Source organism: Pseudomonas sp. SA233 (assembly GCF_054792385.1).
In genome coordinates this window covers 3,345,505-3,369,926 of sequence record NZ_CP096449.1, presented here as the reverse complement: position 1 = coordinate 3,369,926, position 24,422 = coordinate 3,345,505, and the positions used below count along the sequence as shown (strand labels likewise).

22 protein-coding genes are annotated in these 24,422 nt (G+C 64.4%); 8 read left to right on the top strand and 14 right to left on the bottom strand.

What is annotated here, in order from left to right; translation table 11 throughout:
* Positions 1 to 242: 242 nt before the first annotated feature.
* Both M1D87_RS15565 and M1D87_RS15560 read left to right on the top strand, forming a co-directional pair.
* The gene (locus M1D87_RS15565) at positions 243 to 1,259 is read left to right on the top strand and encodes an FAD:protein FMN transferase (RefSeq protein ID WP_003260284.1); all 1,017 of its coding nucleotides are present in this window, start codon (positions 243 to 245) and stop codon (positions 1,257 to 1,259) included.
* Positions 1,260 to 1,335: 76 nt separating this feature from the next.
* Positions 1,336 to 2,082 carry an SDR family oxidoreductase gene (locus tag M1D87_RS15560; RefSeq protein ID WP_039614214.1) on the top strand — a complete coding sequence of 249 codons (747 nt, stop codon included), beginning with the start codon at positions 1,336 to 1,338 and terminating at the stop codon, positions 2,080 to 2,082.
* Between the two features lie 9 nt (positions 2,083 to 2,091).
* On the opposite strand, the gene M1D87_RS15555 is transcribed toward M1D87_RS15560, so the two are convergent.
* From M1D87_RS15555 to M1D87_RS15535, 5 genes are all read right to left on the bottom strand, one after another.
* Positions 2,092 to 3,786 (bottom strand): response regulator, encoded by a 1,695-nt coding sequence (locus tag M1D87_RS15555; protein WP_123085020.1) that lies wholly within the window; start codon positions 3,784 to 3,786, stop codon positions 2,092 to 2,094.
* Between the two features lie 63 nt (positions 3,787 to 3,849).
* On the bottom strand, positions 3,850 to 5,505 hold the full coding sequence (locus M1D87_RS15550) for a PAS domain-containing sensor histidine kinase (RefSeq protein WP_123085021.1): 1,656 nt from the start codon (positions 5,503 to 5,505) through the stop codon (positions 3,850 to 3,852).
* A 57-nt stretch (positions 5,506 to 5,562) separates the two neighbouring features.
* The gene (gene mapR, locus M1D87_RS15545) at positions 5,563 to 6,972 is read right to left on the bottom strand and encodes a GntR family transcriptional regulator MpaR (protein ID WP_039614217.1); all 1,410 of its coding nucleotides are present in this window, start codon (positions 6,970 to 6,972) and stop codon (positions 5,563 to 5,565) included.
* Positions 6,973 to 7,022: 50 nt separating this feature from the next.
* Complete coding sequence (ccoG, locus tag M1D87_RS15540) at positions 7,023 to 8,426, bottom strand: cytochrome c oxidase accessory protein CcoG (protein WP_123085022.1); 1,404 nt, start codon at positions 8,424 to 8,426, stop codon at positions 7,023 to 7,025.
* A 121-nt stretch (positions 8,427 to 8,547) separates the two neighbouring features.
* On the bottom strand, positions 8,548 to 8,787 hold the full coding sequence (locus M1D87_RS15535; protein ID WP_013972933.1) for a DUF3203 family protein: 240 nt from the start codon (positions 8,785 to 8,787) through the stop codon (positions 8,548 to 8,550).
* A 250-nt stretch (positions 8,788 to 9,037) separates the two neighbouring features.
* On the opposite strand from M1D87_RS15535, the gene M1D87_RS15530 reads away from it, so the two are divergent.
* Positions 9,038 to 9,556 carry an MgtC/SapB family protein gene (locus tag M1D87_RS15530; RefSeq protein WP_123085023.1) on the top strand — a complete coding sequence of 173 codons (519 nt, stop codon included), beginning with the start codon at positions 9,038 to 9,040 and terminating at the stop codon, positions 9,554 to 9,556.
* 532 nt (positions 9,557 to 10,088) lie between these two features.
* On the opposite strand, the gene M1D87_RS15525 is transcribed toward M1D87_RS15530, so the two are convergent.
* The 3 genes from M1D87_RS15525 to M1D87_RS15515 form a co-directional block, all read right to left on the bottom strand.
* Positions 10,089 to 10,988, bottom strand: coding sequence for a hydroxymethylglutaryl-CoA lyase (locus M1D87_RS15525; protein ID WP_015270649.1), 900 nt, complete (start codon positions 10,986 to 10,988; stop codon positions 10,089 to 10,091).
* A 19-nt stretch (positions 10,989 to 11,007) separates the two neighbouring features.
* The gene (locus M1D87_RS15520) at positions 11,008 to 11,406 is read right to left on the bottom strand and encodes a MerR family transcriptional regulator (RefSeq protein WP_013972930.1); all 399 of its coding nucleotides are present in this window, start codon (positions 11,404 to 11,406) and stop codon (positions 11,008 to 11,010) included.
* A gap of 200 nt (positions 11,407 to 11,606) precedes the next feature.
* Positions 11,607 to 12,485, bottom strand: a complete 879-nt coding sequence (locus M1D87_RS15515) for a helix-turn-helix domain-containing protein (RefSeq protein WP_123085024.1) — start codon at positions 12,483 to 12,485, stop codon at positions 11,607 to 11,609.
* Positions 12,486 to 12,657: 172 nt separating this feature from the next.
* Here M1D87_RS15515 and pobA point away from each other — a divergent pair, with 172 nt between their 5' ends.
* Positions 12,658 to 13,845, top strand: a complete 1,188-nt coding sequence (gene pobA, locus M1D87_RS15510; RefSeq protein WP_123085025.1) for a 4-hydroxybenzoate 3-monooxygenase — start codon at positions 12,658 to 12,660, stop codon at positions 13,843 to 13,845.
* A gap of 217 nt (positions 13,846 to 14,062) precedes the next feature.
* Here pobA and M1D87_RS15505 read toward each other — a convergent pair whose 3' ends face one another.
* Positions 14,063 to 14,713: an ankyrin repeat domain-containing protein gene (locus M1D87_RS15505; RefSeq protein WP_024087255.1), complete on the bottom strand. Its 651-nt coding sequence runs from the start codon at positions 14,711 to 14,713 to the stop codon at positions 14,063 to 14,065.
* 118 nt (positions 14,714 to 14,831) lie between these two features.
* Between M1D87_RS15505 and ggt the strand changes: the two genes are divergently transcribed.
* Together ggt and M1D87_RS15495 are read left to right on the top strand one after the other, a co-directional pair.
* The gene (gene ggt / locus M1D87_RS15500; RefSeq protein ID WP_123085027.1) at positions 14,832 to 16,622 is read left to right on the top strand and encodes a gamma-glutamyltransferase; all 1,791 of its coding nucleotides are present in this window, start codon (positions 14,832 to 14,834) and stop codon (positions 16,620 to 16,622) included.
* Between the two features lie 70 nt (positions 16,623 to 16,692).
* On the top strand, positions 16,693 to 17,574 hold the full coding sequence (locus M1D87_RS15495; protein WP_015270644.1) for a LysR substrate-binding domain-containing protein: 882 nt from the start codon (positions 16,693 to 16,695) through the stop codon (positions 17,572 to 17,574).
* 53 nt (positions 17,575 to 17,627) lie between these two features.
* Here M1D87_RS15495 and M1D87_RS15490 read toward each other — a convergent pair whose 3' ends face one another.
* The 4 genes from M1D87_RS15490 to M1D87_RS15475 all read right to left on the bottom strand — a co-directional run bounded on the left by M1D87_RS15490 (position 17,628) and on the right by M1D87_RS15475 (position 21,719).
* Complete coding sequence (locus M1D87_RS15490; RefSeq protein ID WP_003257236.1) at positions 17,628 to 18,227, bottom strand: START domain-containing protein; 600 nt, start codon at positions 18,225 to 18,227, stop codon at positions 17,628 to 17,630.
* 160 nt (positions 18,228 to 18,387) lie between these two features.
* Entirely contained in the window at positions 18,388 to 19,224 is an 837-nt protein-coding gene (locus M1D87_RS15485) for a bifunctional allantoicase/(S)-ureidoglycine aminohydrolase (protein ID WP_013972924.1), read from the bottom strand.
* 106 nt (positions 19,225 to 19,330) lie between these two features.
* Positions 19,331 to 20,722 carry an LLM class flavin-dependent oxidoreductase gene (locus M1D87_RS15480; RefSeq protein WP_123085029.1) on the bottom strand — a complete coding sequence of 464 codons (1,392 nt, stop codon included), beginning with the start codon at positions 20,720 to 20,722 and terminating at the stop codon, positions 19,331 to 19,333.
* Positions 20,723 to 20,738: 16 nt separating this feature from the next.
* Positions 20,739 to 21,719: an aliphatic sulfonate ABC transporter substrate-binding protein gene (locus M1D87_RS15475; protein ID WP_039614223.1), complete on the bottom strand. Its 981-nt coding sequence runs from the start codon at positions 21,717 to 21,719 to the stop codon at positions 20,739 to 20,741.
* A 298-nt stretch (positions 21,720 to 22,017) separates the two neighbouring features.
* On the opposite strand from M1D87_RS15475, the gene M1D87_RS15470 reads away from it, so the two are divergent.
* Positions 22,018 to 22,701: a TetR/AcrR family transcriptional regulator gene (locus tag M1D87_RS15470; protein ID WP_015270640.1), complete on the top strand. Its 684-nt coding sequence runs from the start codon at positions 22,018 to 22,020 to the stop codon at positions 22,699 to 22,701.
* 99 nt (positions 22,702 to 22,800) lie between these two features.
* Here M1D87_RS15470 and xthA read toward each other — a convergent pair whose 3' ends face one another.
* Positions 22,801 to 23,613, bottom strand: a complete 813-nt coding sequence (xthA, locus tag M1D87_RS15465) for an exodeoxyribonuclease III (protein ID WP_013972920.1) — start codon at positions 23,611 to 23,613, stop codon at positions 22,801 to 22,803.
* A 133-nt stretch (positions 23,614 to 23,746) separates the two neighbouring features.
* Between xthA and M1D87_RS15460 the strand changes: the two genes are divergently transcribed.
* Complete coding sequence (locus M1D87_RS15460; protein ID WP_013972919.1) at positions 23,747 to 24,397, top strand: GNAT family N-acetyltransferase; 651 nt, start codon at positions 23,747 to 23,749, stop codon at positions 24,395 to 24,397.
* Positions 24,398 to 24,422: the final 25 nt, after the last annotated feature.

Here is a 24,422-nt window from a genome sequence, read left to right as displayed (position 1 = left end):
CTCCAATTTTTGGGCAAAGAACGCCCCTGTGCGCTTATGCACATGGTTGTTTTATTGCTTCCGGGACGTTAAGCGGAAAGGGAGGGGGATGAATGATCACCCGCGCAGATCAGAGTGTTCGATGAGGAGTTTGTTCGGTTTTTGACCAGGTTTGCTGATGAACGGTAGGCCAATTGCCATCTCGCAACTCTGGTGAAATAGCCTGCGCCGCGAACGGGCGGCCAGAGTCTGCGAGGTGTCCAATGATGCGCGCAAGCCTGCTGGTGATGCTGGTGACGTTGCTGTATGGCTGCGGCGACAGGATTGAACGCTTTGGCGGGCCGACCATGGGGAGTACGTATTCGATCCAGTACATACCCACTGCACAGACGCCCGATTCGCGACAAGTAAAGGCCGAAGTCGAGCTTGTTCTCCAGGCCCTCGACAAGCAGTTCTCCAACTGGCGCGGCGATTCCGTGGTTTCCCGCTTCAACAACCTGCCGGCCGGCGCCTGTCAGGCCGTGCCGCAAGAGATGCAGCAATTGCTGGCGTACGGTGTTTCTCTGTTCCGCGAGAGTGGCGGGGCTTTCGACCTGACGGTCTTGCCATTGATGAACCTCTGGGGCTTCGGCCCGCAGTCACGCGGTAGGCAGGTGCCGGACGCCAGCACGCTGGCACGGGAGCAGGCACGGGTAGGGCTGCAGCACTTGCACCTGGATGGAGAAAAGCTGTGCAAGGATGTGGCGGCGCAGCTGGATTTCGACAGCATGCTCGCCGGTTATGCAGTGGATCGGGTGGGCGACAGGCTTGCGGCCCTGGGTATCCAGGCCTATCTGGTCGAGATCACCGGTGAACTCAAGGGCGTCGGCCGCAAACCGGATGGCTCGCCCTGGCGCATCGCCCTCGAGGTACCGAGTGGTGGGGGCGAACAGCAAGTGGAGCGCGCCATCGCCCTGGATGGCTACGGCGTTGCCACCGCCGGCGATTACCGCAACTATTTCGAGGAAGGTGGCCAGCGTTATTCGCACACCTTCGATCCCCGTGTCGGCAGGCCGGTCAAGCACGCGCTGGCGGCAGTGTCGGTGGTCGACCCTTCGGTGTTGCGTGCCGATGCCCTGGACACACTGTTGATGGTGCTGGGCCCGGAGGAAGGCTATGCCTTCGCCGAGCGGAATGAAATCGCTGCCTACTTCATCATGCACCAGGGGCTGGGTTTCGTTGCGCGGGCGACGCCGCGGTTCGAGACGTTGTTTCCCGGGCAAGGCAAACCCACGCAGTAGCAGAAGGAAAGGTCATTCCCACGCGCTGCCTTTTCCCCTATTGTCGATGCTCCCTTTCCAAACGATTGGCAGACCCATGGAGCAAGTCATAGTCATCACCGGTGCCAGCCGCGGCATCGGCGCCGCCACGGCGCTGCTGGCCGCCCGTCAGGGCTACCGCATCTGCATCAACTACCACGCCGACGACCAGGCCGCCGAGGACATCCTCGGCCAGGTCCGAGCCTTGGGCGCCAAGGCCATCACCGTGCGCGCCGACGCCAGTGTCGAGGATGAGGTCATCCAGCTGTTCCAGCGCGTTGACGAAGAACTCGGCCCGGTCACCGCGCTGGTCAACAACGCAGGCACCATTGGCCAGCAAAGCCGGGTCGAGGACATGTCCGAGTTCCGCCTGCTCAAGGTCATGAAGACCAACGTCGTCGGCCCCATGCTCTGCGCCAAGCACGCACTGAAGCGCATGGCACGCCGGTACGGCGGGCAGGGCGGGGCCATCGTCAACGTGTCGTCGGTGGCCGCCCGCCTGGGCTCGCCCAACGAATACGTGGACTATGCCGCTTCCAAGGGCGCCCTCGACACCTTCACCATTGGCCTGGCAAAGGAAGTGGCAGGCGAGGGCGTGCGGGTAAATGGTGTGCGGCCAGGCTACATCCATACCGGGTTCCACGCGCTGTCGGGCGACCCCGACCGGGTCAGCAAGCTCGAGCCCGGCTTGCCCATGGGCCGCGGCGGGCGCCCCGAGGAAGTGGCCGAGGCCATCCTCTGGCTGCTCTCGGACAAAGCCTCGTACTCCACCGGCAGCTTCATCGAGCTGGGCGGCGGGCGCTGAACGCGCCGGTCAATCCTCCAGCAGCGTGCGTACCCGTTCGGCCAGCACTGCCAGCTCGAACGGCTTGGTCAGCACCTCAGTGCCTTGCAGCAACTGGCCGTCACTGAGCGCCGCGCTTTCGTCGTAGCCAGTGATGAACAGCACCCTGAGGTCGGGGTGGCGCTCGCGGCAACGTTCAGCCAACTGGCGGCCATTCAGGCCGCCGGGCAGGCCGATATCGCTCAACAGCAGGTCTGGCCGCTCGCCAGCTTGCAGATGGGCGAGGGCAGCCGGGCCGTTCTCGAATGCATCGACCCGATAACCCAGTTCTTCCAGCACCTCGCAGACGACCACGCGCAAGGCGGCCTGGTCTTCGACCAGCAGGATACGCTGCGTGGCGCCGCTGCTTTTTTCCAGCAGTGTGCGCAGTGGCCTGGGTGCCGGGGCTTCGGGGTGCTGGTGGTGGCGGGGAAGCAGCAGCTCGATGCGGGTGCCTTCGCCAGGTGTCGACAACACCCGTAGCTGCCCGCCCGACTGGCGCACGAAACCATAGGTCATCGACAAGCCCAGCCCAGTGCCCTGGCCCATGGGCTTGGTGGTGAAGAACGGGTCGACGGCGCGCTCGGCCACCTCCGCCGACATGCCATTGCCGTTGTCGCTGATGCTCAGCCGTACGTATTCGCCAGCTGGCAGTTCCAGTGCACGGGCTTGCTGGTCGTCGAGCAGCAGGTTGTCACCGAGGATATCGATCACGCCGCCGGCAGGCATGGCATCGCGGGCATTGAGGCACACGTTGAGCAGGGCGCTTTCCAGTTGCGGCGGGTCGATGAAGGTCGGCCACAGCTGGCAGGGGAATTGGCTGGTCAGGGTGATGGAGGGGCCGATGGTGCGGCGCAGCAGCTCTTCCATGCCGCCCACCAGCGTGGCCACCTGCGTAGAGCAGGGCTGCAGGGTCTGCTGACGGGAAAATGCCAGCAGCCGGTGTACCAGCGAAGAGGCCCGCTGCGCCGAGCCGTTGGACAGCTTCAGCAATGGCTCCAGGGCGTCGAAACGGGATTGCTCCAGGCGCTGGCGCATCAGCTCCTGGGCACTGAGGATGCCGCCCAGCAGGTTGTTGAAGTCGTGGGCGATGCCGCCACTGAGCTGGCCGACCGCTTCCATCTTCTGTGCCTGGCGCAGGGCTTCCTCGGCCTTGGCCTGTTCTGCCAGTGCCGCATTCACCCGTTGTTCCAGTTCCTCGTTCAGGCGCTGCAGGGCCTGCTCTGCCCGTCGGCGTGCAGTGACGTCCTTGAACAGTACCGCCACCTGGCGCTTTTCGGCAGGCTCTACGCGGAAGGTGGTCACCGACAACACATGGCCGGTGGCGACCAGTTCCTGCTCGAAATGCAGCGGCTCGCCCGTGCGCAGCACCGCGCTATAACGGGCGACCCAATCGTCGGCCTCATCGGGCACCATCTCGCGCAGTTTCTGCCCGACCACGTTGGGGATGCCGGCGTGCTTGGCATAGGCCGCATTGGCCAGCACATGCACATAGTCGCTCAGTGGGCCGTGCGGGCCGTCGAAGAACTCGATGATGCAGAAGCCTTCGTCCATGGTGTCGAAGAGCGAGCGGTATAAGTCCTGATCGTGTTGCTGATGGCTTGCCAGGCGGGCTTCCAGCAGCGCGTTCTGTTGCTGCAGGGCTTCGACTTGTTGGCGCAGTGAAAGCAGGTCGCGGGAGGGCATGCCGACGTCCGACAGTGGATGAAGCCCAGACTTTAGCGTGTTCGGTAACAGGCGAATAGCCAGTCAACGCGGGTGTGACGCAATGCCCAACAGGCGCTCGATCCGTTCGCCGAGGGTGTTCAGGTCGAGGGGTTTGTGCAGCAGTTCGGTGCGCCTGCCGGGCCGGGCACAGTGCACCGTTTCGGCAGTCTCGTAGCCGGTAATCAGCAATACCGGGGCATCCGCCACAAGGTCCTGGCAGGCCTCTGCAAGCTGGTAACCGTCGAGTCGCCCAGGCAGGCCGACATCGGTGATCAACAGGTCCGGTGGCGGCCCTTTCTGCAACGATTCCAGAGCCTGGTGGCCACTCTCGAAAGCCTGCACCTGATAGCCCAGTTCTGTCAGCACTTCGACCAGTACCAGGCGCAGGGCCGGTTGGTCCGCCACCAGCATGATCCGGTGCATCCGCGGCTGCAACGTCGCGGTGGCGGATGTGGCTGGCTCGCCGTGGCCGGTTGCGCAAGCGCTCTGGTCACGGGGCAGGTACAGGTGAACGCAAGTGCCTTGCCCGGTGACGCTGTCGATCAGCAACTGCCCCCCGGACTGGCGAACAAAGCCATAGGCCATGGACAATCCCAAGCCAGTGCCCTGGCCCAGCGGCTTGGTGGTGAAGAAGGGCTCGAAAGCGTGTTGCAGCACCTCACTGGGCATGCCCACGCCGGTGTCCTCGACACGAATGTGCAGATAGTGCCCCGTCGGCAGGTCCAGGCGCTTGGCCTCGGCCGCTGCGAGATCGGCGTTTTCGCAGCCGATGCGCAAGGTGCCGCCCAGCGGCATGGCGTCACGGGCATTGATGCACAGGTTGAGCAGGGTGTTCTCCAGCTGTTGCGGGTCGATGCGGATCGACCATTGCGCGGCCCGCGTCCGGTCCTGGAAGTCAATGTGCGGGCCGGTCGAGCTGCGGATCAGGTCATGCATGTCGGCGACCAGGCGTTGCACATCCACCGCTTGTGGCATCAGCGTCTGTTGGCGCGAAAAGGCCAGCAACCGCTGCACCAGGGCTGCGGCGCGCATTGCGTTGCTGCGGCCGAGCCCGAGCATGCGGGCGGTGTCGGCAAGGCGTTGCTCGCCCAGGCGCTGCTCTGCAAGCTCCAGCGCGCCAAGCAGGCTACCTAGCAAGTTGTTGAAGTCGTGGGCGATGCCGCCGGTCAACTGGCCGACCGCCTCCATTTTCTGCGACTGGCGCAGGGCCTCTTCGGCCTGGCGCAGGCGTTCCTGCTCGGCCATGCGCTCGGTGATGTCATAGGCGAACAGGTACCCGCCCTGGACTTGCTGTTGCGCATCGAGCAATGGGTGATAGCGGATTTCGTAATGGCGGGGGGCGTCGGAGGGGCCGAGTGAGATAGTGTCGATGAAGGCTTCGCCGGCCAGCACGCGTGGCCACACCGGTGCCAGGCGGCCCATGATGTCAGGCTGGTTGAGCAGAATTTGTGGCACGTAATCGCCGATCTGCGGCACGAAGCCCCGGTAATGCTCGAAGGTTTCCCGGGCCGTGCGGTTGATCGCGACCAGGCGCATCTCGCTGTCGGCGGCAAACACGTTGGCCAGGCTGTTGTCGAGCAGTTCGCCCAGTAGCTGGATGTGGGCCTGTGCGGTGTCGTCGCGCTCTGCCAGGCGAGCTTCCAGTTCTGCGACACGCGCTTGCAGTTGTGCCAATGACGGGAGCGAGTCTGCTTGCATGGCGAGGGCCCGGTGAGCGGATCAAGCAACTATAGCCGCCTGCCGGGGCGCCAGTCATCAGAACGAGCGGATGATCCGCCCCAGGGTTTCCATGGCCCGTTCGGCATCCTCATGCCAGGGGCTGCCGTAGTTCAGGCGGATGCAGTTGCCGAAGCGCCGGGTGGGCGAGAAGATCGGCCCGGGGGCGATGCTGATGCCTTGGGCCAAGGCCATGTGGAACAGCTTGAGGGCGTCCATCTGTTCGGGCAGCTCCAGCCACAGGAAGTAGCCGCCGGACGGTTGGCTGACCCGCGCCTGCGCCGGAAAGTGCCGGGCGATGGCCGCCAGCATGTTGGCCTGCTGGCCTTCCAGGGCATAGCGCAGCTTGCGCAGGTGGCGGTCGTAGCCGCCGTGCTGCAGGTAGTCGGCGATGGCCGCCTGGGCCGGCATCGAGGCGCACAGCGAGGTCATCAGCTTGAGCCGCTCGATCTTCTGTGCAAAGCGCCCGGCTGCCACCCAGCCGATGCGGTAGCCAGGTGCCAGGCTCTTGGCGAACGAGCCGCAGTGCATCACCAGCCCCTGGGTGTCGAAGGCCTTGGCCGGTTTGGGGGCCTGTTGCGCGTAGTACAGTTCGGCGTACACGTCGTCTTCGATCAATGGCACCTGATGACGCGCCAGCAGCTCCACCAGTGCCTGCTTTTTCGCCTCCGGCATGCTGGCGCCCACCGGGTTCTGGAAATTGGTCATGCACCACACGGCCTTGACCGGGTGCTTTTCCAGCGTTTGCGCCAGCACGCCCAGGTCCATGCCTTCGCGCGGGTGCACAGGAATTTCCACGGCCTTTAGCTTGAGACGCTCCAGTACCTGCAGGCAGGCATAGAAGGCGGGGGCTTCGATGGCCACCAGGTCACCGGGCTGGGTGACGGCCTGCAGGCACAGGTTCAGGGCTTCCAGCGCGCCGTTGGTGATCAGCAACTCCTCCATTGGCAGCATCAGCCCGCCAACCATGTAGCGCAGGGCAATCTGCCGGCGCAGCTGCGGGTTGCCGGGTGACAGGTCGGTCACCACCATGCGCGGGTCCATGCTGCGACTGGCGCTGGCCAGCGAGCGCGACAGGCGTTGCAGCGGAAACAGCTCGGGGCTGGGGAAGGCCGAGCCGAACGGCACGGTGTTGGGGTCCTTGATCGAGTCGAGAATCGAGAACACCAGCGCGCTGACGTCGACATCGGTGGACTCGCTGACCGGCTGCAATGCCTGCGGCTCGCTGAACTGGCGCGGGGCGTGGGCATTGACGAAATAGCCCGAGCGCGGCCGGGCGCGGATCAGCCCGCGCCGCTCTAGCAGGTAGTAGGCCTGGAACACGGTGGACGGGCTGACCCCGTGGGTCTGGCTGGCATAGCGCACCGAGGGTACGCGCTGGCCGGGGCCCAGCACCCCGGAGCGGATCAGTTCGGCGATGTCGTCGGCAAAGCGTTCGTAGCGTTTCATTTTGGCCTTCTGTCGAAGCCTGGCAGGCAAGGTGGAATCAGTGTAAGGGATCAACGGTTCATCGGCGCAACGAAGCGGCTGTGGGCCACGCTGCGGATGGCGGGGTCGTCGCGCTCGCTGATTTCGAAGCTCAGCGTCTGCGAGCTGCTGGCCGGGCGCTCGGCGAGCATCGCCACCGACACCGGCAGTTCACTCATTTCACCGGCCGGGATCATGAATGAGGTCTTGCCCTGCAGGCTGAAGCCGTCGGCGTCCAGCAGGCGCAGCTCATAGTGCCGGGTGCTTTCGGTCTTGTTGATGACCTTGAGCAGGTAGATGTTCTCGATCTGGCCCTGGGCATTCTCGCGGAACAGGCCGCGGTCCTTGATCACGTCCAGCGACACCATCGGGCGCAGCTGCAAGGCCACCACCAGTGCCGCGATCATCACCCCAAGCGCGGCGGCGTAGCCCAGCAGGCGCGGGCGCAGCCAGTGGGTGGTGCCACCTTGCAGGCTGCGTTCGGACTTGTAGCCGATCAGGCCACGGACGTAGCCCATCTTGTCCATTACCCCGTCACAGGCATCGATGCACGCCGCACAACCGATGCACGCCATTTGCAGGCCGTCGCGGATATCGATGCCGGTGGGGCACACCTGCACGCACAAGGTGCAGTCGATGCAGTCGCCCAGGCCCTGGGCGCGGAGGTCGCTGCCTTTCTTGCGCGGGCCACGGGCCTCGCCGCGACGCGGGTCATAGGCGACCGCCAGGGTGTCCTTGTCGAACATCACGCTCTGGAAGCGTGCATAAGGGCACATGTGCAGGCACACCGCTTCGCGCAGCAGGCCGGCATTGATGTAGGTGGCGGCGGTAAAGAACAGCACCCAGAACAGCGCCACGCCGCCCAGTTGCAAGGTGAACAGTTCCGCGGCCAGTGGGCGGATCGGGGTGAAGTAGCCGACGAAGGTCAGCCCGGTGAGCACGCCAATGGCCAGCCACAGGCTGTGCTTCAGCGTGCGCCGGGCCAGTTTGTTCAGGCTCCAGGGCGCGGCGGCCAGTTTGATGCGCTGGTTGCGGTCGCCCTCGGTGACCTTTTCGCACCACATGAACAGCCAGGTCCAGGTGCTTTGCGGGCAGCTGTAGCCGCACCACACGCGGCCGGCATACACGGTGATGGCGAACAGGCCGAAGGCGCAGATGATCAGCAGCGCCGACAGCAGGATGAAGTCCTGGGGCCAGAAGGTGGCGCCGAAGATATGGAATTTGCTGTTGCCCAGGTCCCACAGCACGGCCTGGCGGCCGTTCCAGTTCAGCCAGGCGGTGCCGAAGAACAGCACGAACAGGGCGCCGGCGAAGCCGATGCGCAGGTTGCGGTACAGCCCGGTGAAGCTGCGGGTATGGATGCCATTGTCGGCGCGGCGTGGCTGGGGGCTGGCTGGGGCGGTGGCGATCTCTGTAAAAAGGATTCTATCGTTCATGGCTCGGTGCTCATCAGGCCTCGATCAGGCATGAGCACTATGGCCCTGAGGCTGTTATCAGCACAGGCTCAGATTTTGCGATAAAAACCGTATCAGATTTCCGGGCAGGCCCCGCCAGGCCTCAGATTACCGAGCCTGGCGTGCTGGCCTTCAGATGCCTGCGGCTATCCACCGCACCCGCCACGGTCAGTGCATCGGCCTCGGCTTCGGTGATAGGCACACGCTGGCCGGCGAGCAGGGCCACGGACATGCGCAGCTGTTCGTCGGTGACGATTTCGATGGACGGGCCATCACCCTCGATGCGCAGGTCTTCGGCGATCAGGGTGCAGCGGCGGGTGGTTTCGTCGATTTCAATGGGCATGGGGTGGTTCTCCTGGGGGTTACAGGGGTGGACCACAGGGCGGGGCGGGTTGCTGCATCCGGAAGCTGAGCGGCACTTTGTCATTTGCCCGGAGGTCAACCCTTGCAGATGGCAGGCCCGGCCTCTTCGCGGGTAAACCCGCTCCTACAGGGTTTGCACAGGTTTCAATGCAGTGCAGTACCTGTGGGAGCGGGTTTACCCGCGAAGAGGCCGAACCTGACAACACAATGCTCCACATGGGAAGAAAGCAATGGACCTCATCTGGCAAACAATCCAGGCCGAATTCGCCGATGTCACTGACGAGCGCGAGGTCACGCAAATCCTCGTACGCCTGCTGATGGCAGCCCTGCTTGGCGCTGTGCTGGGCTTCGAGCGCGAGCACAAGGGCAAGGCCGCCGGGGTGCGTACGCATATGCTGGTTTCGCTGGGCGCCGCGCTGTTCGTGCTGGCACCGAGCATGGCCGGGGCCGACGAGCAAGCGCTGAGTCGCGTTATCCAGGGCATTGTCGCCGGTATCGGTTTTCTGGGTGCCGGCACCATTCTCAAGGGCAACGGCCAGGACGCCAGCCATGTGAAGGGGCTGACCACTGCCGCCGGGTTGTGGATGACCGCCGCCATCGGTACGGCAGCCGGCATGGGCCGCGAAGCCACGGCGTTGATCAGCACGATACTGGCCCTGCTGGTGCTGGGCACGATGCCGTTGCTGGTGGACAAGCTCGAAGGGCAGGATGAGGGAAAGCAGGAGGAGGAAGAGGGCAGGAAGCACTGAGGGGAGCCGAAGCTCCCCTCAAAGCGTTGTTGCCTGCTCTTTTTTTATTATTGGGACCGGCCTGTTTTTGTTTTTGTCAGCCTGTCCTGGTGTTGCGGGCGACCCCCATGCGGGGTCAAGAGCAAACGTATTTTTTTGAGCGCTGACCTGCTTTCATCATTGCTGATCCGAACCTGGCTGCCGCTACCTGGAGGTAGTTTTATTGTTCTGTGCCAGACCGCGGGGCGTACCCCTGAAAAGCGTGTCGACTCCAAAAAAATCTGCTTGCTACGCCTCTGCCGTGTTGTTCTTGTTATGTCAGAGCCGTTACCTGTTGTTTTTATTGGGTGTCACATTTTTTTTGTTGTTGTACCAGAGATATAGCAGGGTGCGTGCCAACTTTGGCAAACCCTTTAAAATCAAGCACTTGGCGATTTCAGTCGAAATCGACCGGCCTGAAATTCTGCCGATTTGTTTCCCTGTTACCCGATTTTTTGCTGCAAAACGTGGGGGCGGTAACACTCCACCCACACCAATGTGACACCTGTATGACCTATTGCGCGCTGCGCGCCCGCGCTACCCGCGACCCGTTGTCGCGGCCCAGCACGCTGCTGATGCGGCGGCCGGCGGCGATCAGTCGGTCCAGGTCGATGCCGGTTTCAATGCCCAGCCCTTGCAGCAGGTACACCACGTCTTCACTGGCGATATTGCCGGTAGCGCCTTTGGCATAGGGGCAGCCGCCCAGCCCGGCCACCGAGCTGTCGAACACGCTGATGCCTTCGAGCAGGCTGGCATACACGTTGGCCAGGGCCTGGCCATAGGTATCGTGGAAGTGCCCGGCCAGTTGCTCGCGCGGTACCTGTGCCGCGACCACCTCGAACAGGCGCCGGGTCTCGCCGGCGGTACCGGTGCCGATGGTGTCACCTAGCGATACCTCGTAGCAGCCCATGTCGTGCAGGGCACGGGCCACCGGGGCGACCTGCTCGGCACTGACCTTGCCTTCATAGGGGCAGCCGAGCACGCACGACACATAGCCGCGCACGCGCACACCATGGTTGCGCGCGGCTTCCATGATCGGCTCGAAGCGCTTGAGGCTGTCGCTGATCGAGCAATTGATGTTGCGTTGCGAGAATGCTTCGGAGGCGGCGGCGAACACCGCCACTTCCTTCACGCCGGCGGCCAGGGCGTCCTCGAAACCGCGCAGGTTGGGGGCAAGCGCCGCATAGGTGACACCCGGGCGCTGGTGGATGCCGGCGAACACTTCGGCGGAGCCGGCCATCTGCGGCACCCACTTGGGCGAGACGAAACTGCCCACTTCGATATAGGCCAGGCCCGCTTCGGTGAGGTCGTCCACCAGGCGCACCTTGTCGGCGACGCTGATGGGCTGGGCTTCGTTCTGCAGGCCGTCGCGGGGGCCTACTTCGACCAGGCGGACGTGTTTGGGCAAGGACATGGCGGGTTTCCTGTGGCGTTCAGCGGTTGTCTTTGTTGTTCAGGGTGGCGGCCAGGGCTTGTTCGCAGCGCTCCTGGGCGGTGTCCAGCTCCAGCTGCATCTGGTGGATGTCGAGCATCTGCTGTTCCAGCTGGGCGCGGCGCTCGGCGATTTTCGCCAGCATGCTGTTGAGCTGCTTGAGGTTGCCGCTGGAGGGGTCGTACAGCTCGATCAGCTCGCGGCATTCGGCCAGCGAAAAGCCGATGCGCTTGCCGCGCAGAATGAGTTTCAAACTGACTTTGTCACGCGCCGAATAGATACGCTCCAGGCCACGGCGCTCGGGGCTCAGCAGGCCCTGTTCCTCATAGAAGCGGATGGCGCGGGTGGTGATGTCCAGTTCGCGGGACAGGTCGGAAATGCTGTAGGTCTGGGTGCTCATGCTGGGGCTCGGCGTGGGGTATGCGGGTATCCTGAGGGCAGGTTTACGTATACGTCAAGCAAGAGGCGCGGAATGTGTGTTGCCTGAACCGGCCTCTTCGCGGGCTTGCCCGCTCCCACAGGTATTGCATTGGCCTTGAGGGCACCGCCGTCCCTGTGGGAGTGGGCAAGCCCGCGAAGAGGCCGGCATAGGCGAAAAAATTACTCAGACAACCCCGACCTGCGATACCCATTCGGCGTCTGCCCAGTCAACCGCTTGAACCACCGGGCAAAATACGTCGGGTCGGTAAATCCCAGGCTATCCGACAACTGTCCGATGCTCATCCGCGTATAGATCAGGTTGCGCCGAGCCTCCAGCAGCAACCGCTGGTGCACCACCTGCAGCGCGGTCTGCCCACTCAGTGCCCGGCACAGCTGGTTCAACTGCAAACTCGGAATATTCAACCGCGCGGCAAAATCCTCCACCGACAGGTGCTCACGGTAATGCGCCTCGACCAGGCGCAGGTACTGCCCCAGCAAGTGGCGGTCACGTTCATCGCGGTTGCGCGGTGCCTGCACCAGCTGCTGGCGGCGGCTGATCCACACCATCAGCGCCGTCACCAGTGCTTCGAGCAAGGCCGCCCGCGCCGGGGCGTTGCCCTGGTACTCCTGCTGCAGGGTGTCGATCAGGCTGCGCAGATGTACCCGGTCCCGGCCAAGCGGGTAACACGCCGCCTTCGCCAGTACCGCCAGCGGCGCGCCCAGGCGCTGCTCCAGGTTGGCCACCAGTGCCGAGCCAAAGGTCAGCACATGCCCCTGGATATCGGCGCTGAAGCGAAACCCGTGCACGGTCATCGGCGGTACCACCTGGATTGCCGCTTCGCTGATGGCGCTGCGCACCCCCTCGATTTCCACTTCGGCCCGGCCGCGTTGCACATACAGCAACTGGAACAGCTCGGCGTGCTGGTGCGGCTTGATTTCCCAGTGATGCAAACGGCTACGCGCCGGGATCGACTCGCAGTGCAGCAGGTCGGTGCCGGGCCAGGCCTGGTTTTCGCCGTACAGCTTGAACAAGGGGACGCCGGGGAGGGTGGATTTCATGCGTACAGGCCTGTCCGTTAATCGAACGCTTTTTGTAAAAGTGCAGGTTATGCATGGGATAGCACACTTCAATGGCTGTTTTTGCCAGTAAAAATGCAAGGGCAAACCCTAACAGCAGATGCCGCCCCACTGCCAGTCCAGGGCCGGCATCGTCCGCACAGAGACAACAACAATGAAAACTCAGGTCGCAATTATTGGTGCAGGTCCGTCTGGCCTGCTGCTGGGCCAACTGCTGCACAAGGCCGGTATCGATACCGTCATCGTCGAACGCCAGACGCCCGAATACGTGCTTGGCCGCATCCGTGCAGGGGTGCTGGAGCAAGGCACGGTCGACCTGCTGCGTGAAGCCGGTGTGGCCGAGCGCATGGACCGTGAAGGCCTGGTACACGAGGGTGTCGAACTGCTGGTCGGCGGGCGCCGCCAACGCCTGGACCTCAAGGCCCTGACCGGTGGCAAGACGGTGATGGTATACGGCCAGACCGAAGTCACCCGTGACCTGATGCAGGCACGTGAAGTCAGCGGTGCGCCGATCATCTATTCGGCAGGCAATGTCCAGCCGCACGAACTCAAGGGCGAACGGCCCTACCTGACCTACGAAAAAGACGGCCAGGTGCACCGCGTGGACTGCGACTACATTGCCGGTTGTGACGGCTTCCACGGTGTCTCGCGGCAAAGCATCCCCGAGGGCATCCTCAAGCAGTACGAGCGGGTCTACCCGTTTGGCTGGCTGGGCATGCTGTCAGATACGCCACCGGTCAACCACGAGCTGATCTACGCCCACCACGAACGCGGTTTCGTGCTGTGCAGCCAGCGTTCGCACACCCGTAGCCGCTACTACCTGCAGGTGCCGCTGGACGAGCAGGTGGAGGCGTGGCCCGACGAGCGCTTCTGGGCGGAGCTGAAGGCACGCTTGCCCGAAGATGTGGCTGCGCGCCTGGTCACCGGCCCGGCCCTGGAAAAGAGCATCGCGCCGCTGCGCAGCCTGGTAGTCGAGCCGATGCAGTATGGCCACCTGTTCCTGGTCGGTGACGCCGCACATATCGTCCCGCCGACCGGCGCCAAGGGCCTGAACCTGGCGGCATCGGATGTCAACTACCTGTACCGGATCCTGGTCAAGGTGTACCGCGAAGGGCGCACCGACCTGTTGCAGCAGTATTCGCCGCTGGCCCTGCGCCGGGTGTGGAAAGGCGAGCGCTTCAGCTGGTTCATGACCCAGCTGCTGCATGACTTCGGCAGCCACAAGGACGCCTGGGACCAGAAGATGCAGGAAGCCGACCGCGAGTACTTCCTGACCTCGCCGGCGGGGCTGGTGAACATTGCCGAGAACTATGTAGGGCTGCCGTTCGAAGAAGTGGCCTGACCTGTAGGAGCGGCCTTGTGTCGCGAAAGGGGTGCGAAGCGCCCCCAGGGTCTTCGCATTCCTGCAAAATTGCTGGGGCCGCTTTGCGGCCCTTTCGCGACACAAGGCCGCTCCCACAGGTACAGCAGCGCCTGTGAGGCAAGCGATTACATGTGGGAGCGGCCTTGCGTCGCGATTGGGCTGCAAAGCAGCCCCGGCATTCGAAAGCCAGCATTGGCTAGCGAGCCAGTAACGCCTCCATCTCCCGATACCCCCGCTGCCGCGCATGCTCCAGCGCGGTCACCCCGTCCTTGTCGGCAATCTGCCGATCCGCCCCGGCCGCCAGTAGCCGGCGCACGATCTCAACATGCCGCGGCCCGCCGTCACCGAGGATCACCGCCTCCAGCAGCGCAGTCCAGTGCAGGCGGTTGAGATGGTTCACGTCCACCCCGGCATCGATCAGCAACTGCACGGTCTCGACATGCCCGCGTTCGGCGGCGGGTATCAGCGCAGTGCCTCCATACCGGTTGGTGCTCTTGAGGTCGGCACCGTGGCTCAAGGTCAGCCGCAGGATGTCGTTCAGGCCACGCGCCCCGGCATACAGGTACGGGCTGTCGTCGATGTTGTCCTTGGCATTCACATCGGCACCGGCTTCGATCAGCGCTTTCGCGGCCGCAACCTGGTTGCCATGGGTAGCCACCAGCAGGGCAGTGCGCCCTTGATCGTCACGGCTCTCCAGCTGCGCACCTTGTGCCAGAAGTTGTTGCAGGGTGCGCACATCATCGTGACGGGCAGCGTTGTGCAGGCGGTTGTCCATGGCAGTGCTCTCGGCGTGGGCGGCAAGGCTGGTGCACAGGGCGAACAGCATCGCAGCAAGTAGTGAACGCATGGGGGCAGGCTCCTCGATGACCTGCCCGCATCCTAGAAAAAACACGCCAGGGCTTGAAGTTAAGTTTGCGCATGACAGACAGTGCCTTGCTGAATAGGTAATGGCAGGAAGCACAACGATGACATTCTCCACCCCCCTGATGGGCGCCTTGTGCCTGGTAGCTGCCAGTGGCTGGGCCTGTGCCGACCAGGTGCTGCCCGCGCCACCGGAACTGGCCTCCGGCTACCGCACTGGCCTGCAGCCGGTGCATGCCAGCCGGCACATGGCCGCAGCTGCCAACCCGCTGGCCAGCGAAGCGGGGCGGGCGATGCTGCGTGCCGGTGGCAGCGCCATCGACGCGGCCATCGCCATGCAGATGGTGCTGACCCTGGTCGAACCGCAATCCAGCGGTATTGGCGGCGGGGCGTTCATCCTCTACTGGGACGGCCAGCGCGTGCAGGCCTTCGATGGCCGCGAGGCAGCCCCGGCGGCGGTCACGGAAAACCTGTTCCTGCAAGCCGATGGTTCACCGATGCCGTTCAGGACGGCGCAGATCGGCGGGCGTTCGGTGGGCGTACCAGGGGTTCTGCGTGCCCTGAAGCTGGCCCATGAGCAGCACGGCAAGCTGCCCTGGCGCGACCTGTTCGCCCCGGCCATTGCGCTGGCGCGCAACGGTTTCGCGGTATCCGAACGCCTTCACACCCTGGTGGCGGGCGACCCGTTCATTGCCCGTTCACCCGCCATGGCCCGCTACTTCCTGGATGAACAGGGCAAGCCACTGGCGGTGGGGACTACCTTGCGCAACCCCGAGCTTGCGCAAACCTTCGAGCAGATTGCCGAGCAGGGCCCCGAGGTGTTCTACCGCGGCGAGATCGCCGAAGCCATCGTCGCCAAGGTGCGCAGCCATGCCAATGCCGGCTACCTGTCGCTGCAGGATATGCAGCAGTACCGAGCCAAAGTGCGCGAGCCGCTGTGTGGCCCCTACAAGGCCTGGCGCATCTGTGGCATGCCACCGCCATCGTCGGGCGGGGTGACGGTGCTGCAGACCTTGGGCATCCTGGAGGCACTGCAGCGGGCTTCGCCACAGCGCGACCTTGCCGCCATGCGGCCGCTGCGCAGTTTGACCGTTGCCGGGCTGGAAGCCCCGCCGCTGGCCGTGCATCTGGTTGCCGAGGCCGAGCGCCTGGCCTATGCCGACCGCGCCCAGTACCTGGCCGACAGCGATTACGTGCCGGTGCCGCTCAAGGCCCTGACCGACTCCGCATACCTGACCAGCCGCGCCGCGCAGGTCGGCGAGTACAGCATGAAACGCGCCCGCCCGGGCCAGCCGCAGGGGGCCGATCTGGCCCTGGCGCCTGACCGCTCGCCGCTGCGCATTTCCACCTCGCACCTCAGCGCGGTGGATGACCGCGGCCAGGCCCTGGCCATGACCACTTCGGTGGAAGCAGCGTTCGGCTCGCACCTGATGGTCAAGGGCTTCTTGCTCAACAACCACCTGACCGACTTCTCGTTCATCCCCCGGGAACAAGGCAAGCCCGTGGCCAACCGGGTGCAACCGGGCAAGCGGCCGCTGTCGGCCATGGCGCCGACCCTGGTGTTCTCGCAAGCTTCCGGCGAGCTGGTGGCCAGCCTGGGCTCGCCCGGCGGCTCGCAGATCATCGGCTACGTGAACAAGGCGCTGATCGGCCTGCTGGATTGGCAGCTCGACCCGCAGCAGGCCGCCGGCCTGCCCAACTTCGGCAGCCGCAATGCCGGCACCGAAGTAGAGGCGGGTTTGGCCAGCCCGGCACTGATCCGGCAGTTGGCAGTTTGGGGGCATGAGGTGACGCCGATGATCATGACCAGTGGCATGCAGATCATCCAGCGCAGTGGCGAGGGTTGGTCGGGTGGTGCCGACCCTCGGCGCGAAGGCGTGGCAGTCGGCGACTAGCGGTGTGCGTTGCGGTGCAGCAGGTGGCGTGATAGAAGTCAGTCTTGCCATTCAAAAGTTGAATACCAAGATGTCCATCAGCGTGAAATCGAATAGGGCCCTGTTCGACCTCGACCTGCTGCGTGCCATTGTCGTGGTGGCCGATTGCGGCAGCTTCACCACGGCTGCTGCGCGCCTGCACTCCACCCAATCGACCATCAGCCAGAAGGTGCGCCGCCTGGAGGATATGGTTGGCCACCGTCTGCTGGTGCGTGGCAATCGCGACGTGCTGCCGACCGACGCCGGGCAGACCCTGCTCGGCTATGCCCGGCACATGCTGGCCCTCAACGACCAGATGCTCGAAGCCTTGGCCGGGGCGATGGTTGGCATGACCGTGCGCCTTGGCGTGCCCGAGGACTTCGTGGGCGGGCGTACCACCAATGCGCTGTCGGCGTTCAGCCGGCTGCACCCGCAGGTGAAGCTGGAAGTGACCAGCGGCCTGTGCCGCGACCTCAGCCAGGCCTACGACAACGGTGAGCTCGACCTGGTGTTGCTCAAGCAGCGGCGCAACAGCCGCGAAGGCGTGGCCTGCTGGCCCGAGCGCCTGCAGTGGATCGACAGCGCGCGCACGCCCGCCTTCGAACTGGACCCGATCCCGCTGGTGACTTTCCCGCCCCGCGGCCTGTACCGCGACGACATGATTACCGCCATCGAAGGCATGGGCCGGCGTTGGCGCATCAGCTTCACCAGTTCCAGCCTCAGCGGCATCCAGGCAGCGGTCGCCGATGGCATGGGCATCAGCCTGCTGCCGCCACGGGCGGCGACCGGCGAGCATCGGGTGCTCGGTGCGGAGCAGGGGCTACCTGAGGTCGACAGCTATGAAATCGTCATCGTCCATCGGCCGACGGCGGATGTGATGGTCAAGGCGCTGGCCGAGGTGATGACGCAATTGCTTGCGGGTGGCGGGATCTGACAGGGTTGGGGCCGCTTGCCGGCGATGAGGCCGGTGCAGGTTTTCAATACCCTCTAGGGCTGGCGCTCGGCCACCGCTCGCAGGGTCCGCAACGTCACCACTGGCGCATCCACCACAAACCGGTTGGCCAGCCACCCCGGCACATCCCCCGCAGGGTCGGCCTGCAGCTGGTAAGTCACCTCGGTCCTGCGCTCACCCAGCGGTTTCATCCGCCACTCGCCGTTGAGCTGCTGCACACGGATCAGCCCATCTACCTTGGGGATCCTGTCTGGCTCGGCGCTCAGGTGGCGCAGCAGCGTGCCGTCGTCCAGGCGTTCGGTGGTGACCTTCAGCACGATGTCCCGCGGCATCGTCGGCCACGGCAGGTTGGTGGTCAGGTACACCCAGGTGTTTTCGCCCTGCACATCCAGCAAGCGCATCTCGGCGCAGGCGTACAGCCACTTGCAGGCCACCCGCAGGTTCTCCTGCAGGTCGGTGAGCGTGCGAACGCTGGCTTTCATGGTGCTGACACCACGGAATTGCTGGTAGGGCGAGTCGGGGGCGGCGCTCAGGTAAACGCGAATGCCTTCGCGGTCGTAGGCCAGGTTCCAGTCATCGGCGGCTGGGGCGGGGGTGCAGAACAGCAGGGCGGTGAGCAGCAGGCAGCGGTTCATGGCTGGTACCGCACGGGGGCAGGATTTTCAGTATGCGGCTACTGGGGCTGCCGTGCAGCCCTTTCGCGACACAAGGCCGCTGCCACAGGGTTCGGGGTACACCGTACTTTTGTGGGAGCGGCCTTGTGTCGCGAAAGGGGCGCAGAGCGCCCCCAATGCATCAACGCTTAGGGTTAAGCGTCAGGTGCACATGACGGTTCACGTCCTTGTACAGCAGGTAGCTGAACTTGCCTGGGCCGCCGGCGTAGCAGGCTTGCGGGCAGAAGGCGCGCAGCCACATGAAGTCGCCGGCTTCCACTTCGACCCAGTCCTGGTTCAGGCGGTACACCGCCTTGCCTTCCAGCACGTACAGGCCGTGTTCCATCACGTGGGTCTCGGCGAACGGGATCACGCCGCCCGGCTGGAAGGTGACGATGTTCACGTGCATGTCGTGGCGCATGTCGGCCATGTCGACGAAGCGGGTGGTGACCCAGCGGCCTTCGGTGCCCGGCATCTCGATGACGGTGGCGTTGTCACGGTGGGTGACGAACGACTCGGGAACGTCCAGGCCTTCGACCTTCTGGTAGTGCTTGCGCAGCCAGTGGAAGGTGACGTTGGACTTGCTGTTGTTGCGCAGGCTCCACTCGGCGCCCGGGGCCAGGAAGGCGTAGCCGCCCGGTACCAGGGTGTGGTGCTTGCCTTCGACGGTGATGTCCAGTTCGCCTTCGACGATGAACACCACGGCTTCGGCGTTCGGGTCCAGCTCAGGGCGTTCGCTGCCGCCTTCCGGGGCCACTTCGACGATGTACTGGGAGAAGGTTTCGGCAAAACCGGTCAGCGGGCGGGCGATGACCCACATGCGCATCTTGTCCCAGAACGGCAGGTGGCTGGTGACGATGTCACGCATCACGCCCTTGGGGATGACGGCATAGGCTTCGGTGAACATGGCACGGTCAGTCAGCAGCTCGGTCTGAGCCGGGTGCCCACCGTGGGGGGCGAAGTACGAATGGTTCGACATGGACGATCTCGACTTGTTGTTCTCTCCCCATGCCGTGAACCGCACCGGCCGGTGCGGCGCAGGGGATGTGGCGACAGAATAGGGTCGAGTGCGTGCCATCCACAAATTAAATGTTGGAATACCCGGTATTTGCCGGCTGAATGCGAACCTGCCGGCCAGCGTGCCCTTCCGGCAAGCGGTCGCCCTGGCCGAACAGCTTGTGGCGCAAGGTGCCTTCGGCATAACTCAGCGGGTAGCGGCCACGGCGTTGCAACTCCGGCACCAGCAGCTCGACCACATTTGCCAGGTCGTCCGGTTGCACTGCGTAGGTCAGGTTGAAGCCATCGATGCCGGTCTGGTCCAGCCAGCTTTCCAGCTGGTCGGCCACCTCGCTGGCAGCACCCACCAGCACCGGGCCACGGCCGCCCAGGCCGACGAACTCGGCAGCCTCGCGCACGGTCCAGCGGCGGTTCGGGTCGGCGGCGGTGAAGGCGGCCAGGGCTGCGCGGCCGGCATCGTTCTCGACGTATTCGATGGGCGCATCGGGGTCGAGGCCGGCAAAGTCGATGCCGGTCCAGCCCGACAGCAGTGCCAGGGCGGCGTCCAGGTCGACATAACGGCGGTATTCGGCGAAGCGCGCTTCGGCCTCCTCCCGGGTGGGGGCGACGATCAACAGCGCCTGGGCGTAGATCAGCACCTCGTCCCGGCCACGCCCGGCCACCTCGCTGGCCTGGCGGATGCCGTCGGCGTAGCGGCGCAGTACCGTGGGCGTCGGCCCGCTGATGAACACGCATTCGGCGTGCCGCGCCGCGAACTGCTGGCCGCGTGCCGAAGCACCGGCCTGGAACAGCACCGGCGTGCGTTGAGGCGAAGGTTGGCACAGGTGCATGCCCGGCACCTGGAAGTGTTCGCCCACATGGTTGATGGGGTGCACCCGGGCGGGTTCGATATAGCGCCCGCTGTCACGCTCCAGCAGCACCGCATCGTCGTCCCAGCTTTTCTCCCATAGCTTGTACAGCACCTGCAGGTATTCCTCGGCCAGGTCATAGCGCTGGTCGTGGCCCAGCTGGCGCGCCAGGCCCAGGTTACGCGCGGCGCTGTCGAGGTAGCCGGTGACGATGTTCCAGCCGACCCGGCCATTGCTCAGGTGGTCGAGCGTCGACATGCGCCGGGCGAACGGGTAGGGGTGTTCGTAGGTGAGCGAGAAGGTGACGCCGAAGCCCAGGTGCTCGGTAACCCCGGCCATGGCCGGCACCAGCAGCAGCGGGTCGTTGACCGGCACCTGCACGCCACCGCGCAGGGCGGCTTCGGGGCCGCCCTGGTAGACGTCGTAGATGCCCAGCACATCGGCGATGAACAGGGCATCGAACAAGCCGCGTTCGAGCAGGCGGGCCAGGTCGGTCCAGTAGCCCAGGCGGTTGAAGGCCACGCTGGTGTTGCGCGGGTGGCGCCACAGGCCGGGGGACTGGTGGCTGGCGGCATTCATGCTGAAGGCGTTGAAGCGAATCGGGCGGGGCATGGTGGGCGCGCTCCGCTCAAGGCAATACGGAAGCCGGGTAGACCGCGTCGGCCACCTGCAGCTTGCGGGGAATCAGGCCCAGGCCCTGGAAGGTGTCGGCCAGCTTTTGTTGCTCGGCAACGATCTCTGGGGTGATGGCCACGGCGTTGTAGTTGCGCCGCTCGCTGGCCGCTTGCAGCACGTTGGCGTTGATCCCGAGTTGCGGGGCCAGCAGTGCGGCGACTTCCGCAGGCTTGGCGTTGGCCCATTGGCTGACCTTGGCCAGCTCTGCGAAGAAGGTCTTCAGCAAGGCGCGATGCTGGTCGGCGAAGCTGGCGGTGGACAGGTAGAAGGTGCGGTTGTTGGACAGGCCGCTGCCGTCGCGCAGGTTCTTCAGGCCCGGCTGGCTTTCTGCCGCAGCGAGGAACGGGTCCCACAGGGTCACGGCCTGGACACTGCCCGATTGCAGGGCAGCCACGGCATCGGCGGCGTTGTTGACGTAGGCCGGGGTGATGTCCTGGTAGCTGAGGCCGGCCTGTTCCAGGGCAACGGCCAGCAGGTACTGGGCGTTCCAGCCGCGGCCGGTGGCCACGCGCTTGCCCTTGAGGTCTTGCACGCTGGCCAGGTGGTCCTGCTCACGTACCACGAGGCCGATGCCACGCGGGTAGGGCTGCTCGGCGGCCAGGTACACCACCGGCTTGCCTGCGGCCTGGGCGAACACCGAGGGTGCGTCGGCGGCATGGCCGAGGTCGATGGCGCCGGTGCTCAAGGCTTCGAGCAACTGCGGGCCGGCGGCGAACTCGTGCCAGCTGACTTTCACGCCTTGCGGCGCCAGGGCCTTCTCCAGGGCACCGCTGCCCTTGAGGATGTTGATGCTGTTGAACTTCTGGTAACCGATGCGCAGGGTCCTGGCCTCGTCGGCAAGGGCTTGGGACCAGGGCAACAGGGTACTGGCGACACTGGCCAGCAAGCCGCCGATCAACAGGCGGCGCAGGGGGGAAAAGGCACGGGCGGGCATGGGCATTGCTCCTTGAACGGGGAGGGAAGCGATGCGCCCAGACTAGGGAGGTGGCGTTTGGCATTCAATTTTTATATCTCTTTTTGTTAGATTGTTTTGTTATTTTTATATCCTTTTGTTTTGTCACGTCTGGTCCATTTCACATTCACTTGCCAGGCTCCGGCAGGCCATTCGATGACGAGAGCGTGGAGGGCCTTCGCACTCCGACGTTCCTGTTCTGCGACCAACAGCGCGCTTCCCTGCATGGCCGCGCTCGCGGATAATCCCCCTCATTCCAATAAACAGCCTGTGAGTGGGTATGAGTGATTCCGTAGTCAGCCTCGGCCAGCCTGAAACCGAAGGGGGGCGCAAGACGCGCAAGAACAACCCCGAGAAAACGCGCGAGGACATCCTCCAGGCCGCCATCAACGAGTTCGTCCAGCAAGGGCTGGCCGGTGCCCGCGTCGACGCCATCGCCGAGCGCACCGCCACCTCCAAGCGCATGATCTACTACTACTTCGGCAGCAAGGAGCAGCTGTACTGCGAGTGCCTGATCAAGCTGTACGGCGACATCCGCAAGACCGAGCAAAGCCTGGACCTTGAGTCGCTGCCGGCCGAGCAGGCGATCCGCCGGCTGGTGGAGTTCACCTTCGATCACCACGACCGCAACGTCGATTTCGTGCGGATCATCTGCACCGAAAACATCCACTATGGCGAGTACGTCAAGCAGTCGCCGGCGATTCGCGAAATGAGCAGCCTGGTGCTCGAGGCTCTGGGCAATACCTTGCGCCGTGGGGTGCAGGAAGGTGTGTTCCGCACCGGCATCGAGGTCATCGACCTGCACATGCTGATGAGCTCGTTCTGCTTCTACCGGGTTTCGAACCGCCACACCTTTGGCGAGATCTTCCAGATCGACCTGTCCGATGAACAGGTCAAGCTGCGTCACAAGGCCATGATCTGTGATGCTGTGTTGCGGTATATCCAGACCGAGCACCGCCCCTGAAAATTCTCCAGTGGCTGGGCCGGCTCCTTTGCCGGCAAGCCAGCCCACGGGTGCAAGAACTGGCTTGCCGGCGATGGGCCGCGTAGCAGCCCCCGGCGATCAGCTCAATTCCAGCCAGATCGGCGCATGGTCCGACGGCTTTTCCATCCCGCGCAGTTCGTAGTCCACACCTGCATCCTTGATCCGCGGCACCAGGTGCTGGGAGGCCATGATCAGGTCGATGCGCAGGCCGCGCTTGGGCTCGTCCTCGAAACCGCGGCTGCGGTAGTCGAACCAGCTGAAGCGGTCGGCCACTTCCGGGTAAAGGTGGCGGAAACTGTCCACCAGGCCCCAGCCCTTCAAGCGTTCCATCCACTCGCGCTCTTCCGGCAGGAAACTGCACTTGCCAGTCTTGAGCCAGCGCTTGGCATTGTCCGGGCCGATGCCGATGTCGCAGTCCTGCGGCGAGATATTCATGTCGCCCATCACCAGCAGTGGCTGGTCGTTGCGGAACTGGCCCTCCAGCAGCGCCTGCAGGTCGCTGTAGAAGCGCTGCTTGGCCGGGAACTTGGTGGGGTGGTCGCGGCTTTCACCCTGAGGGAAATAGCCGTTCATGATGGTGATCGGGTTGCCATCGGCATCGGCGAAGGTGCCCCAGATGAAGCGGCGCTGAGCGTCTTCCTCATCGCTGGCAAAACCCTTGTGCAGGCTCAGCGGTGCCTGGCGGGACAGCAGGGCCACGCCATAGTGGCCTTTCTGGCCGTGGTAATGCACGTGGTAGCCCAGCGCCTGCACGTCGGCCAGCGGGAACTGATCGTCGCTGACCTTGGTTTCCTGCAGGCCGATCACGTCCGGCTGGTGCTTTTCGATCAGCGCCGCCAGCTGGTGCGGGCGGGCCCGCAGGCCGTTGATGTTGAAACAGACGATCTTCATGGAAAGATGATCCCGGTAAAAGGCGCGATGCTAGCCGACATCGCTTGCCATCACCAGCATGGCGGCTTCGGCAGCCTGCTGCTAACGTCCTTTCCAAGGCACCCATGAGCCCATTCCAGGAGGACTGCCCGCAATGCCCGAAACCACTGCCGCTCCGGCCCGTGTCTGCCTGCTCGATGACGGCTACAGCCGTGAGGCGCGTTCGCTTCTGTACAACGCCTACCGTCACGAACCTACCTTCGCCTATATCTTCGAGGCTCAGCGCCCAGGCTACGAGCGGCGTCTGCGGGTGATGGTGCGCGAGTGGGTACGCCAGCACTTCTACCTGCAACTGCCCGCCATCGGCCTGCTGGTGGAAGACCGCCTGATCGCCATGGCCCTGATCGTGCCGCCGATGCGCCGGCTGGGCGTGGCCGACAGCTGGGCCTGGCGCCTGCGCATGATAATGGGCACCGGCCTGCGCTGTACGCGCCGCTACATGGACTACCAGGCCGCCCTGGCCACCTGCCTGCCCACCGACGAGGTGCATGTGCTGCCGCTGCTGGGCGTGCACCCGCAGTTCCAGGGCAAGCACTACGGCGAGCAATTGTTACAAGCTGTGCATGACTGGTGTGCAGACGACCCTGGTACGCAGGGAGTGGTGCTGGACACCGGCAACGAGCATTACCTGGCCTTTTACCAGCGCCAGGGCTATGAGGAAATTGGCGAGGTGGCTGTAGGACCAATCCGTGAGAGGGTGTTCTTCCATCCCAACCCGGTCTCTTCCAATTCTGCTTTTGCCTGAGCGGACCGCGCGACGGCTCCCTTGA